This window comes from Paenibacillus sp. OK003, from assembly GCF_900109515.1.
Lineage (GTDB): Bacteria > Bacillota > Bacilli > Paenibacillales > Paenibacillaceae > Paenibacillus > Paenibacillus marchantiae.
Genome location: NZ_FOBD01000010.1, coordinates 106652 through 120494 on the forward strand (window position 1 = coordinate 106652; position 13843 = coordinate 120494).

Annotated in this window: 14 protein-coding genes; 9 read left to right on the plus strand and 5 right to left on the minus strand. The window is 47.5% G+C overall.

The genetic code is table 11. The features are described from left to right. The first annotated feature begins 95 nt into the window (after nucleotides 1-95). The 9 genes from BMW94_RS17335 (at nucleotide 96) to BMW94_RS17375 (ending at nucleotide 8916) form a co-directional block, all read left to right on the plus strand. A complete protein-coding gene (locus BMW94_RS17335; protein ID WP_063566800.1) occupies nucleotides 96-623 on the plus strand; it encodes a hypothetical protein in 528 nt (175 codons plus the stop codon). Continuing rightward, complete coding sequence (locus BMW94_RS17340; protein ID WP_091000277.1) at nucleotides 616-2118, plus strand: AAA family ATPase; 1503 nt, start codon at nucleotides 616-618, stop codon at nucleotides 2116-2118. Before BMW94_RS17335 ends, BMW94_RS17340 begins: the two co-directional genes overlap by 8 nt. 133 nt (nucleotides 2119-2251) lie before the next feature. Next, nucleotides 2252-3124: a 3-hydroxyacyl-CoA dehydrogenase family protein gene (locus BMW94_RS17345; RefSeq protein ID WP_063566802.1), complete on the plus strand. Its 873-nt coding sequence runs from the start codon at nucleotides 2252-2254 to the stop codon at nucleotides 3122-3124. Further along, the gene (locus BMW94_RS17350) at nucleotides 3121-4326 is read left to right on the plus strand and encodes an acetate/propionate family kinase (protein ID WP_091000278.1); all 1206 of its coding nucleotides are present in this window, start codon (nucleotides 3121-3123) and stop codon (nucleotides 4324-4326) included. Before BMW94_RS17345 ends, BMW94_RS17350 begins: the two co-directional genes overlap by 4 nt. Nucleotides 4327-4428: 102 nt before the next feature. Continuing rightward, nucleotides 4429-5724, plus strand: coding sequence for an asparagine--tRNA ligase (asnS, locus tag BMW94_RS17355; protein WP_091000279.1), 1296 nt, complete (start codon nucleotides 4429-4431; stop codon nucleotides 5722-5724). 17 nt (nucleotides 5725-5741) lie between these two features. Next, entirely contained in the window at nucleotides 5742-6446 is a 705-nt protein-coding gene (locus BMW94_RS17360; protein ID WP_091000280.1) for a DnaD domain-containing protein, read from the plus strand. Between the two features lie 278 nt (nucleotides 6447-6724). Beyond that, the gene (locus BMW94_RS17365) at nucleotides 6725-7228 is read left to right on the plus strand and encodes an RNA polymerase sigma factor (protein WP_254790271.1); all 504 of its coding nucleotides are present in this window, start codon (nucleotides 6725-6727) and stop codon (nucleotides 7226-7228) included. Continuing rightward, entirely contained in the window at nucleotides 7218-7670 is a 453-nt protein-coding gene (locus tag BMW94_RS17370) for a hypothetical protein (protein WP_139209361.1), read from the plus strand. Before BMW94_RS17365 ends, BMW94_RS17370 begins: the two co-directional genes overlap by 11 nt. A gap of 37 nt (nucleotides 7671-7707) precedes the next feature. Continuing rightward, the gene (locus BMW94_RS17375) at nucleotides 7708-8916 is read left to right on the plus strand and encodes a multi-tm2 domain protein (RefSeq protein ID WP_091000283.1); all 1209 of its coding nucleotides are present in this window, start codon (nucleotides 7708-7710) and stop codon (nucleotides 8914-8916) included. 166 nt (nucleotides 8917-9082) lie between these two features. Here BMW94_RS17375 and BMW94_RS17380 read toward each other — a convergent pair whose 3' ends face one another. From BMW94_RS17380 to BMW94_RS17400, 5 genes are read right to left on the minus strand one after another with little or no spacing between them, the layout of a single operon-like run. Further along, nucleotides 9083-9736 carry a methylthioribulose 1-phosphate dehydratase gene (locus BMW94_RS17380; protein WP_036607600.1) on the minus strand — a complete coding sequence of 218 codons (654 nt, stop codon included), beginning with the start codon at nucleotides 9734-9736 and terminating at the stop codon, nucleotides 9083-9085. 2 nt (nucleotides 9737-9738) lie between these two features. Then, entirely contained in the window at nucleotides 9739-10416 is a 678-nt protein-coding gene (locus tag BMW94_RS17385; RefSeq protein ID WP_072733403.1) for a 2-hydroxy-3-keto-5-methylthiopentenyl-1-phosphate phosphatase, read from the minus strand. Continuing rightward, nucleotides 10413-11636, minus strand: a complete 1224-nt coding sequence (locus BMW94_RS17390) for a 2,3-diketo-5-methylthiopentyl-1-phosphate enolase (RefSeq protein ID WP_063566809.1) — start codon at nucleotides 11634-11636, stop codon at nucleotides 10413-10415. The genes BMW94_RS17385 and BMW94_RS17390 overlap by 4 nt, the downstream gene beginning before the upstream one ends. Further along, on the minus strand, nucleotides 11633-12493 hold the full coding sequence (gene proC, locus BMW94_RS17395; RefSeq protein ID WP_072733401.1) for a pyrroline-5-carboxylate reductase: 861 nt from the start codon (nucleotides 12491-12493) through the stop codon (nucleotides 11633-11635). Before proC ends, BMW94_RS17390 begins: the two co-directional genes overlap by 4 nt. A 36-nt stretch (nucleotides 12494-12529) precedes the next feature. Further along, on the minus strand, nucleotides 12530-13777 hold the full coding sequence (locus BMW94_RS17400) for a glutamate-5-semialdehyde dehydrogenase (protein WP_091000284.1): 1248 nt from the start codon (nucleotides 13775-13777) through the stop codon (nucleotides 12530-12532). Between the last annotated feature and the right edge of the window lie 66 nt (nucleotides 13778-13843).

Below are 13843 nucleotides of genomic sequence, written 5' to 3' on the forward strand. Positions count from 1 at the left end.
ATCCTGTTAGGCACATCACAGGACATTACGTACACATATTCATATTCTTGCCTACAAGCTATAGGATGGGCCAAAATTTAGGAGGGGTAACTCACTTGAAGATAAAAGTATTGCCTATTGCTCTGACTGCCGTCATTTCAGCCGTTGTGTTGTTTGGAGGTTGGTTTGTGTATCGTCATGTGGCTGTGCAAAGCCCAATTGAAAAGATGGTTACCCAGTACGATGGAGTCAATGATGTTCAATTAACTATTAACCGCAATGATGTACAATTGAAACTCGATCTGCAGCCGGATGTTGATCTGGGCAGGTTGGTACAATATATTCACAAAGAAGGACAGACCTTGATTGGCACTCGTTCGTTGAAGCTGGATGTTGTGGATCATTCCAACGAAGCGTTAGAGAGCTGGTGGGGGAGCGCGATGTTTACCGTAGCTCAAGCGATGGAGAACAAGCAATACACCGAGATTACACCAACTTTATCTAAAATGGCTACAAATGGAATCAAGGTAAATACAGCCATGGATGACAATAATGTATATGTCAGTCTCAGAGATGGAGATGCCAGCAAGTTTATTATTTTGCCGCGTGTGCCCGGTCAGATAGGAGTGTGGCCTAATGCCTAAATGGACGAAAGAAATTGCCATTGGTTTTGTACCCGTACTGATTATCTTTCTTGCTTTTATCGGTGTAAACATGATTCCCATTCTAATTGCTGTAATGCTTGTGGGAGCTCTGCTGCTCATGATGCAAATGCGTGGTGGAATTACGGTGGGCGCAGGTCAGGAACGCAAACGTAAGAAAAAAGGACCTTCCAAGCTGACTTTTGAAGAAATCGGTGGTCAGGAGAGTGCCAAGCAGGAACTGCGGGAAGCGCTCGATTTTCTCATTCGACATGAGGAAATTCAGAAGTTTGGTATTCGTCCTTTGAAAGGTATACTGCTTACTGGTCCTCCAGGAACAGGTAAAACCTTGATGGCCAAAGCTGCTGCTCATTATACCGACTCTGTGTTTGTAGCTGCTTCAGGTAGTGAGTTTGTTGAGATGTATGTTGGTGTAGGTGCAGGCAGAATACGTGATTTGTTCCGTGATGCAAGAACTCGCGCCGCTAAAGAAAATAAGGAAAATGCCATTATATTTATTGATGAAATTGATGTGATCGGTGGAAAACGCGAAGGTGGACAACAGCGTGAATATGATCAGACGCTGAATCAGCTGTTAACGGAAATGGATGGCATATACTCTTCCGAAACACCGCGCATACTCGTGATCGCCGCTACGAACCGAAAAGAAATGCTGGATAGCGCGCTGACGCGTCCAGGTCGTTTTGACCGTCATATTCAGGTAGACTTGCCGGATAAGAAAGGCAGAAAACACATACTGGAGCTGCATGCAGTCAATAAACCTCTTTTGGAAGGGGTCAGCCTTGAAAAGACAGCAGAAGAATCCTATGGTTTTTCTGGAGCACAGCTGGAAAGCGTGATGAACGAAGCTGCAATTTATGCGATGAGAGACGGGCTGCTCAACATTGAACAGCGTCATCTGTCCCTTGCGATTGATAAAGTAATGATGGGTGAGAAGACAGACCGCGAATCCAGCGTGGAAGAGAAGAAAAGAGTCGCTATTCATGAATTGGGACATGCCATCATGGCTGAGCTGGTTCGTCCTGGTAGTGTGAGTCAGGTTGCACTCAGCCCTCGTGGACAGGCCTTGGGTTATGTACGTCATAACCCGCAACAAGAGCAATTTCTGTACACAAAGCGCTTCCTGGAAGAGCAGATCATGATTGCCCTCGGAGGTGCAGCAGCGGAGGAAATGTATTACGGTGGACGCAGTACAGGATCGCGTAATGACTTTGAACAAGCAACGAATGTAGTACAGACGATGATGGCTTCCGGGCTCACGACGTTGGGTATTGTTAACATGGATATGGTAACTACAGAAGAATTGATGCGGGAGAATAAATTAATCCTGCAAGACCTGATGGAACAGACTAAACGATTGCTTGAAGAACAGCGGACAATTTTCGACAATTCCCTCGACACGTTGCTCAGGGAAGAAGTATTGTCTGGCGATCAATTTCGTTGTCAATTTCGTGACAGCGCCCTTCTACCGGCATAATTTATTTATGTCGGTTATTTTTTTTTACATTTCAGTCGTGCTAAGATATTATTATATGTTGGGTCGAAATTTGTAATTTTCGGCGAACAGGGTACAATAGAGAAATAGAGAACCGAAAGGATGGAGCAGAACCATGTTTTTCAAAAAGATAGGAGTTGTCGGCGGCGGCACGATGGGGCAAGGTATTTCCCAGATGCTTGCAGCCAAAGGACTTGATGTGCTTCTGGTGGAACACACAACGGAGAAGCTGGATCATGCATATAACATGATTGAGACGAACCTCGATAAACAACTGGAGAAATGGGCGATTACGAAGGCTGAGAAGAAATTGATTCTCTCTCGTATTACCAAAGTTGCTCATCTGGCTGAACTCGGAACTTGCGATATGGTCATTGAGACTATTTCTGAAGATCTGGAAGCGAAAAAAGCGGTATTCAGTCAACTTGACCAAGTTTGCCCAAGCAACGTAATTCTTGCAAGTAATACATCCACGCTGAGTTTGACTGAGCTTGCAAGCTCAACCAAATACCCAGAGCGTGTTATTGGTATGCACTTTATTCACCCGGTTTCCCGGGTTGATCTTGTAGAGATTATTCGTGGTCTGAAAACATCCGATAGCACTTTTGCAGAAACGAGACGTTTTGTGGAAGAAGTAGCGGACAAAAAAGGCGTTATGATCTATGAATCGCCTGGATTTGTTACATCCAGACTGATCTGTCTTCTGATCAACGAAGCGCTGCATGTACTGCAGGAAGGTGTCGCTTCCGCTGAAGATATTGATGACGCTATGCGTATAGGATACAACTTCCAGCATGGACCGCTTGAGATGGCAGACCGTTTCGGATTGGATTCGGTAGAAGCTGCACTCGAAAGAATGTTCCGTGAATTCGGTGAATTGAAATATCGTCCTTCCACAGTCCTGAAGAAAATGGTGCGTGCAGGACACCTGGGTGTCAAAACAGGCGAGGGATTCTTCAAGTACGACAAGGATGGTGACCGGCTGTGAAAGTACTCGTAATTAATGCGGGGAGTTCCTCGCTCAAATATCAATTGTATAACATGACGGATGAATCTGTATTGGCAAAAGGTCTGGTAGAGCGGATCGGCATGGACTCTTCCATTCTGACTCACAAACCAACGGGCCGCGAGGATGTTACGGAAGTTAGCGAAATTCTCGAACATACTACAGCGATTCGTAAAGTTATTGACATCCTGACTGATAAAGAAAACGGTGTGCTTGGTTCCGTTGATGAAATTCAGGCTGTTGGACATCGTGTCGTTCACGGTGGTGAAGCATTTAAGGAATCAGCTTTGGTTGATGATGCTGCCAAAGCAGAAATTCGCCGTCTGTTCGATCTGGCTCCACTTCATAACCCTGCAGCAATGATGGGTATTCGTGCGGCTGAATCCAATATGCCAGGGGTACCACAGGTCATGGTCTTTGATACGGCTTTCCATCAAACGATGCCGGAAAAAGCATATCTGTATGCCATTCCACGTGTGCTTTACAAAAAGTATAAAGTGCGTCGTTATGGAGCACATGGTACTTCCCATGATTACGTAAGCAAGGCAGCAGCTGAATATCTGGATCGTCCATTGGAAGATCTGAAGATCATCACATGCCATGTTGGTAATGGTGGTAGCGTAACGGCTGTACAAGGCGGCGTATCCGTGGACACGTCCATGGGCATGACTCCACTCGAAGGATTGATGATGGGAACACGTAGTGGTGACCTGGATCCGGCCATTGTCCCTTATGTTATGAACAAGGAAGAACTGAGCGTGAGCGAAGTAAACTCCATGTTGAATAAACATAGTGGACTTCTTGCAATCTCCGGCATCAGCAGCGACATGCGTGAAATCACGGAAGGTATGGAGGCTGGCGATGCTAACTCCACGCTTGCATTCGAGATGTACGAATATCGTTTGCGCAAATACATCGGTTCTTATGCAGCAGCAATGAACGGTGTAGACGTGATCGTATTTACGGCTGGTGTAGGTGAAAACTCTGTTGTTCTTCGCCAAAAAGTATGTGAGCAACTCACGTACCTGGGTGTTGAGCTGGATGAAGCGCTGAATGCAATTCGCTCTGGGGAACCACGCCGTATCACAACTGCGAATTCCAAAGTGGACGTTCTTGTAGTTCCTACGAACGAAGAATTGGTGATTGCAAGAGATACACACCGAATCGTATTGAATTCTCTGTAATCTAATTGTAAAGTGAATATAGCATGACAAGGAAGTGCAGGGGACAGGCATATGCCTGCCCGCTGCATTTTCAAATTCAGGATTCCAAGGAGAGATATGGGCATGAGTACGGATTGTGTAATTCGTAATGTGAGTGAGCATGTGGGCGAGACTGTTAAAATCGGCGCCTGGATTAACAACAAACGTTCCAGCGGCAAAATTCAATTTTTGCAACTGCGTGATGGAACCGGATATATTCAAGGGGTAGTGGTTAAGAGTGAAGTCAGCGAAGATATCTGGAATGCTGCGAAGAGCTTGACTCAAGAAAGTTCATTGTATGTAACAGGTATTATCCGTGAAGAACCGCGTAGTGCATCTGGTTATGAGATGACGGTTACTGGCGTGGAAATTATCCATCTGACTGAAAACTATCCAATCACGCCGAAGGAGCATGGGGTAGACTTCCTGATGGATCATCGCCATCTCTGGCTGCGTTCGACAAAACAACGTGCGATTATGGTCATTCGTGCGGAGATCATCCGCGCTGTTCAGCAGTTCTTTGATAGTAACGGATTCACTCAGGTTGATCCTCCGATTCTTACACCTTCATCTGCTGAAGGAACGACGAACTTGTTCCACATCAAATATTTTGATGAAGATGCCTATCTGACGCAAAGTGGACAGTTGTATATGGAAGCCGCAGCAATGGCGCTGGGCAAAGTGTACTCCTTCGGTCCTACGTTCCGTGCCGAAAAATCCAAAACACGTCGTCACCTGATTGAGTTCTGGATGATTGAGCCGGAAATGGCGTTTGTGGATCACGAGGAAAGCCTGCGAGTGCAAGAGAAGTTTATTGCGCACGTGGTTCAAACGGTTCTGAAAAACTGCCGTGCTGAACTGGAGTCCATCGGACGTGATGTATCCAAGCTTGAAAAAATTGTAGCTCCATTCCCGCGCATTACGTATGATGAAGCGATTGAGTTCCTGAATGGACAAGGCTTCGATATTCCTTGGGGAGAAGACTTTGGTGCTCCACACGAAACGGCGATTGCCGAGAAATACGAAACACCGGTCTTTATTACCCATTATCCGGCTGGAATCAAGGCATTCTACATGAAACCTGATCCAAATCGTCCTGAAGTGGTCCTCTGTGCAGACATGATTGCACCCGAAGGATATGGAGAAATCATTGGCGGTTCCCAGCGTATTGATGATCCGGAACTGATGCAGCAGCGCTTTGATGAGCATCAATTGTCGGAAGAGGCATATCAGTGGTATCTGGACTTACGTAAATACGGATCGGTTCCTCACTCCGGCTTCGGTCTGGGATTGGAGCGGACGGTAGCATGGATCTGTGGATTGGATCACGTACGTGAAACAATTGCATTCCCACGTATGCTTTATCGTCTGTACCCTTAATGCTTAACCGCGAGTCCATGGAAGAAACCGGCTCCAAAGCCTGGTTGAATGGAGCAGCATACGGTATGGCATCAGGGACAGCGCAGCTCCCATATGCTTTATTGCGCTATTATCATCAGCTGGGGTTAAGTGACGCAGAGTTGCTTCTGCTGATTCAATTGTTTGGATTCCGGCAAGTCGAATTCAATGAGTTCCCAACGCTTGAAGAGCTTGCAACCCGTATGGGTCTTGCTCCTGAAGGCATCGCCAGAATGCTGCAGCGTCTTATGAGAGACGGGTACATTCACATTGACGAGCATCGGGATGAAGAGCGTGATATTCAGTATGAACGTTATGATCTGCATGGATTATATGCCAAGCTGGCAGGATGTACAGCAGAGGAGTTGGCCGTTGCTCGTAAGCAGCAGCAGGACAGTAATGCATTGCGCCCGGATTCGAACAGTGTTCAAAAAGAAGAGGAAGAACGAAATATGTTCTCTATTTTTGAAAAAGAATTTGGCCGCCCGCTTTCCCCGATGGAATGCGAGACGATATCCAGCTGGCTGGATCAGGATCGCTATCAGGAGGAACTGATTCTCATGGCATTGAAGGAAGCGGTGTTTGCTGGTAAAGTGCATTTCCGCTATATCGACCGAATTCTGCTGGAATGGAGCCGTAACCGCGTGAAGAATGTGCAGGACGCCAAGGCATATACCCAGCGGTTCCGTAACGGTGGACGTTAACACCAATGTTAGATTAGGCAACAACTTCATTCAGATAAACCAGAAACAGGCCAGAAGATATTCTGTGCCTGTTTTTTTAGATTATAGAGATGTTAAATAAGATACGTTAAGTTCCCGGTGGAACTGACTTTTCAGGCAATGTGTAACCTTTTTATAAAAAAATGAATGAATACGCAGGGGTCAACAAACAAGTTGTCGTCTATTGTAGTGGAGAGGAGGGGAGAGTTATTAATGAAGCGCGCTTAATCGAACAAATCCGTCAAGGCGATACATCCCAGATGCGTTTGTTGATCGAAAAGTACAGCCAGCATGTATACCATGTGGCCTACTCCGTATTACGGAACGATCAGGATGCACAGGATGCAGCGCAGGAGGCGTTCATTCAGATGGTTAAATCTCTCCCCGATTACCGATCCGAAGGTTTCAAAACGTGGTTAACCCGAATTGCCTTTCACAAAGCAATTGATGCCAAACGCAAGCTGGGCAGACGAAGCGCTGAGGATCTGGGCGGAGAAGAAAAAATAATGAACATGCCCGGTCGTGAAGAAGATGTTCTTGCCCGCCTCGTGCGTGAAGAGCGTCAGGACAAGTTGCGCGAGCGAATCAACCAGCTGCCTGCCCAGCATAGGGACATTATTACTGCGTATTACTTAAGCGAAAAAAATTATGAGCAGATTGCCCGTGATGCACAGGTGGCAGTGAAAACCGTGGAGTCCCGTCTGTATCGTGCCCGGCAGTGGATTCGAAATCATTGGAAGGAGGATGAGTGGCGTGAGGAATAAAAGGATGTATACCGTCCAGGAATGGACTGATTATATTGAAGGCCGAATGACTGCAAACCAGGCAAGTATGATGGAACAGATGCTTATGGACGTTCCGGAAGCGATGGACAACTATCTCGAAGCACTCGGCATTCATCGGGAGCTGCCCCAACTGAAGGACCCGGTAGGCTTCGCCGATGCGGTCATGAACCAAATTACGGAAATGCAATCCTCCAAGCCAAAGCGCAAATCGCGTTCCGGACGAAGACGTCTCTGGCTGGATCACAAAGTGTTTCATTATGCTGTAGCGGCTTGTCTGACGTTAATCTTCCTCTCCTCGGGACTGTTTGACAAGGTAGCCCCTTATCATAAGTTCCAGGAAGGTGAGAACAGGGGGTCATTTACGGAAAAATGGACGGAGGCAGCCACTTCATGGCTGGATCACTTCAAGCCTGGACCATAAATTGTTTTGCATTGCCTGAAAAGAAAGGATGACGACTGTGCAATCAGATCGTAACAAATTACTTGCATTCTTATTAAACCTGATTCCGGGTCTGGGTTTTCTCTATTGGGGTCGGCCTGCCAGAGCTGTAATCTATCCATTACTCTTTTTTGGGACAGCTGTTGGTTCGTTTATGCTGGCAATTCTGGTGAGTGAGAGAGAATTAATGATTCTTGGGGCTTTGGGGACCATATTCTTCTGGTGTGTCAGCATGCTGGATATGATTATCGTTCTGCTACGTGCCCCATCACCTAATGATGCCCGATACCATGGATATGGCGCACATTACAGTGGACCGCATCAGAGTGGTGATTATGGTGGCCCCGAAGGGACTTATGGTCAACCGATCTATCGTAAAGGTAGTGATAGCGAACGATTTTTTACAATTTTGCTTTCCTTTGTTCCAGGTCTGGGACATCTTCATCTCGGACTGTTACATCGCGGATTATCATTCCTGATCGCGTTCTTCGGTTCATTTGCCATGATGGTTTTTGTAGCTTCCATTACGAATGAATCCGTATTTCTGATGTTCTTGCTCATTCTGCCTGTCATCTGGGTATACTGCATGTTTGATGCCGTGCAGCATGTGCATCGCAAGCAGGCTGGTGAGGTATTGCAGGACCGGACTTTGTTCGAGGAACTGGAGATGGGCAGGGCATCTGGACGGCGTAGCAAAGTGCTGGCAACCTTGTTATCAGCCTTCCCGGGTGCGGGTCATCTGTATCTGGGACTGCAAAAAAGAGGCATGCAACTCATGTTCCTGTTTCTAGGCAGTATCTACGTTCTGGACCTGCTTCATTTATCGGTGTTCCTGTTCATGATTCCGTTGATCTGGTTCTACAGCTTCTTTGATGGGCTTCAATGTTCAAGTCGGTATGGGCACGAACCGTTGACAGATCAACCCATTTTCAAGGATTGGGCTCGTCACCAGCGCCTGATTGGATTTGGAATTGCTGCATTGGGATTGTACTATCTATTTATCCGCATGGTCATTCCACAGCTGAATGAGATGTTCCCGGATGCATTTATGACGTATGAGATTCGTTCGTATGTGAACACCGTCATTGTGTCCTTGCTGCTCATTTTTGGCGGTCTGAAGCTGCTGTTTGGCAAGCAGCGCGGTGCGAGTACGAATAGTACGGTTCATCGAACTGACGAGGGAGCAGACAATCTCTTTTTATTCAAGGATCGGGAGGATCGATTGTAGAGCTGAGCTTTACTTAGTTGAACTAAAGAATAGTTACACTGAAACTACGATGACAGCACAAGCTATAAATCGCTGGAATTCCCCAAACATAAAAACACGCCGAGGGCTATGTCTATCCGCCTTGGCGTGTTTTTGGTTGTGCAGCTTTGATTTCAAATAATGATGGCTATTTCGTAGCACCCTTCAGCAGAAGTTGACGGTACATCACTTCGAACAGGAACTCGAACGCTTCCAGATGACGTTTCGCTTCAAAAGCATCTTTGCCCCAGGCATAAATACCATGATTACGCAGCAAAATTCCCGGTACGTTGGCATCAAGTACACCTGGCACCAATTCAGCGATGGATGGAATATCCGCAAAGTTAGGCAGAACCGGTACACGAATCTCCGCATTTTCTTCCCAGATGTTGAACGCCTTGATCAATTCGATGCCTTGAATCGGTACGTGTCCATCTGCTCCAAAAAATTCACTGATCAGGTTGTTAAATACGGTATGCACATGGAACACCGCGCCACAGCCAGTTAAACGATAGATTTCGCAGTGAATCAACGTTTCAGCGCTCGGTTTCAGGGTTGTGGTCTCAATGGCTTTACCATGCTTGTCCACAAACAGAAAGTCTTCCGGTGTACGGAGAGATTTGTCTTTGCCTGATGCAGTAACTGCAAAGTAGAATTGCTCCGGGTCAAAGTCGCCCACACGCATCGACAGGTTGCCACTTGTACCAGGGAACCAGTTACGGCTGGCAAACAGCGCTTTGATATCAGCCAGCTCTTCGAGGACTTGGCGTTTATGTTCCAATGTAATCTTTTCAAAACCCATTTTTACAGCACTCCTTGTGTTTGCTTCTGTTTCATATCTTCCATAATATCGTAGAAGGTTGTAAATGGGACATGATCCACACCCAGCTCTATACACTTATCCGTCAGAATAGAACGGGAGTAGACAAGATCAGCGATTTTGGCACCTTCAAAATCCGTTAGACTGTCTCCAATGAGGATACGATTATATTGTTCTTCCGGGAATGTACGAATAACCGTCGTTTTACACATGCCGCATCCGTTCTCACAAGGAGGCTGACATGGATTAGGCCATTCAATACGTATGAATTCATCTGTGAAATCCGCCCCATTGCAATAAACGTGATCCTGTGGAATATCGAATGGAGCGAGCAAAGGCTCGATAAAAAAGTCCATTCCGCCGCTGGTGACATTGAATTCAATGCCCTCGTCCCGAACGTATGCAAGAAATTCGCTGAACCCTTCTCGGATGCCAGCCTGTCCAAGTACAAATTCCACAATCTCATCTTTCTGCGAAGAAGGCAACAGAGCGAACATCGCTCCCACACCTTCGCGGAGCGAAATTCGCTGTTCAATCGTGTCTTTCATAATTGCTTCAATACCTTCGGGTTTAAAATGTTTCATAATCGCTACGATATTGTCCGAAAGGGTGATCGTGCCATCGAAATCACAGAAAATGACCGTTTTTTTATCACTTCTCATCGTTCGCCACCCCACAGATCCAGTGCACTTTTCAGCTCGGGATGTTCGACTGCATACTCTGCCAGTGGAATGGAACGCTGGGCTGCCTCGATAGCCTGCAAGAATGCCCGTCCGCCTGCCTCAGTGCCCATGGGATGTCCATGGATACCTCCGCCGGCATTAACGATGACATCGGTGCCGAAGTCACGCAGAATAAGCGGTACAAGCCCTGGATGTATTCCAGCCGAAGGCACAGGCATGCTGGTTCTGACCGGAAGTTCAGGTGACAGCAATTGTTCCGTAATGGCCATATTCTCTTCCTTCGGCATCGTTACCGATCCGTAAGGGGAAGGGAAAAGAACCAGATCCGCTCCGGCAAGTCGCATCAGCTGTCCCAGCAGGACGGAAGCTGAGATACCATAGTGTGGTGAAGGATACAGTGCACCTGCAAGCGCAGGATGAGCCATGATTGGAACGTTGATGTCTGGATCACTGCTTAGTTCGTGCAGCACGTCATATCCGTAAGACAAGACATTGAACAACAGCGCATTTGCTCCTGCACCTATCGCACGTTCAGCCTGTTGTTTCAGGCGTGATGTAGGTCCAGTCAAATTCGCGGCATAAAGAAGTTTCTTACCCGTCTCCTTGCGTGCCTGTTCCGCAGCTTTCATGCAGACCTCGACTCTTTTCTCAATCGGAGTCAGTTTGTTCTCAAACAGAATTTCATCATCTTTAATCAAGTCTACTCCACCAAGAGCCTGGCGAATAAACTGTTCCTTCAATTCGTCTGCATCCAGTCCAATAACTGATTTAAAGATACTCATTAACAACGGACGATCATGTACACCTAGCAGATCACGAACACCGTTCAGTCCAAACTTGGGACCGGGGAATGCGCTGAGGAAGCCGTCTGAGAATCCAAGCCGTGTCAGTTTGATGCGCCCATCCATTGAGATTTTGCCAAAGACCGTCACGAGCAGGGCAGGAATATCACGGCTGAAATTTACATCCGGATAACCAATGGTAATATCGGCGTAACGCTCACCTGGGGCCATGCCCTCAGCTTCATGTACCTCAACGCTGATGACTTCGCCCAGATGTTTCTGCATCGCCTCACGCTTGGCCTGAGGCAATTCGGTCCAACTGCCAACAGTCATGCCGACAGCAATGGACTCAGCCTTCTTGCGGAAGTCTGCACGATCATCATGCAGACGATATGTGGCTGTGCACATAGTATTCATTTTAAATCTCCTTCCAAAGCAGCTCCCATCTCCCGTGAGCGCTCTGCACAGCGGTTGACGGCTGCGATTACATTTTCAAAGAAATCTCCCTCGTCCAGCGTTTTTAGTGCTGCCTGGGTTGCACCTCCCGGGGAGGTCACATCACTACGGAGTTTCATTGGCTCTAGGCCAGTCTGTTGTACCATGCGAGAAGCACCCAGCACGGTCTGAACAGTCAGATCGCGGGATTGTTGGCTGGATAAGCCGCCACGAATACCTGCGGCAATCATGGCCTCCATCAAATAGTATACATAAGCCGGACCACTTCCGGAAATACCTGTGAGCACTTCGAGTTTATCTTCAGGCACAATGGTCACGATTCCGACAGCTTCGAACATCGTCATGACTGTACTGCGCTGTTCATCCGTAATCTCTTCAGAGAAGGCAAGTCCGGTTGCTCCAAGCCCGATTGTACTGGACGTATTCGGCATGGTGCGGGCGATCGGTTGCTTGCGTCCCAGCAGGGATTGCATCGTACGGATCGATAATCCGGCAATAACGGAGACGATTAATTGATCCGGAGACAGGAGCGGCCCAAGTTGACGCAGCGCTGCGGCAGCATCCTTCGGTTTCATGCAGAGTACAATAACGGGAGAAGCGGCGAGATGATCCAGTGATTGTGCAGCAGTTCCGGTATGTACGGCATAACGGGTACTGAGCTCCTCCTGACGTTTCTGGTTGCTGCGGTTCAGCATCGTAATATCCTGAGGACGAACGACAAGGCGGGAAATTAATCCGCGCACGATGGCTTCCGCCATCGCACCTGCTCCGTGAAAAGTAATCTTTTGTTGTAATAACGTCTGTTGTTCTTGACTCATATTTATCGTTCCTCCTATATAACTGTAGCTGCGATATTATTGCCGGATTTGTCCATTGCCAGTGATACGGTATTTGGTTGACGTTAATGCAGGCAGACCCATCGGTCCACGAGCATGCAGCTTCTGGGTACTGATCCCAATTTCGGCTCCATAACCGAACTCAAAACCGTCTGTGAAACGTGTGGAAGCATTATGGTATACAGCAGCTGCATCTACATCATGTAAAAAACGTTCTGCATTGATGGTATCCTTGGTGACGATACACTCCGAATGCTTTGTGCCATAACGTGCAATATGCTCCATCGCTTCATCCAGGTTCTGAACTACACGAATATTTAAAATATAATCATTGTACTCTGTCGCAAAATCTTCTTCCGTCACAGGAAGGGCAGAGGGAACGAGACGGCGAACCGTGTCACACCCTTTCAACAGGACGTTCGCCTCACGGAGTTGTTCAGCGAGTGTCGGCAGATGTTCCTCAGCGTAAACAGCGTGCAGCAACAAAGTTTCCATGGAGTTGCATACCGATGGACGCTGTGCCTTGGCATTAACTGCAATCTCCACAGCCATAACCGGATCGGCAGATTCATCCACATAGGTATGACAGATACCTGCGCCAGTTTCGATCACAGGCACTGTTGCATTGGCGACCACATTGCGGATTAGTGAGGCTCCGCCGCGTGGGATAATGACATCAAGCAGTCCATTTAACTTGAGCATTTCGTCCACGGAGGAACGGTCTGCATCCTCAACAAGCTGCAAGGCGTCCGCGGGCATGTCTGTTGTTGCCAGTGCCTGATGGAGTACCTCCACAATTTTGCGGTTGGAGGAGAGGGCCGAGGAGCCACCTCGTAGCAGTACAGCGTTGCCTGTTTTGAGGCATAGTCCGGCGGCATCTACTGTAACATTTGGACGTGCCTCGTAGATGATGCCGATCAGACCGATGGGCACTCTCAATTTTTCAACATGCAATCCGTTTGGACGAGTGAACGTCTCCAGCACTTCGCCGACAGGGTCCTGCAACTCCACGATCTGACGCAGTCCTTCAGCGATACCGGCGATACGCTCCTTATTTAAAGCGAGGCGATCCAGCATCGATTCTGGCGTACCTTGCTGTCTGCCACGTTCCAGATCGTCAGCGTTTGCTACTATAATGGAATCCGATTGGGCAATCAATGCGTTCGCCATGACCAGCAGGGCGTTATTTTTTTGTTCTGTGCTCAGTCGATTCAGCTGTGGAACCACGGCTTGGGCCTTGCTCGCTTTTTCCCTGACTTCACTCATCATAAATTCCTCCCATATATAAAGTGGAAACAAAAGATTATTTAATGGCTATATCATATAAACCTG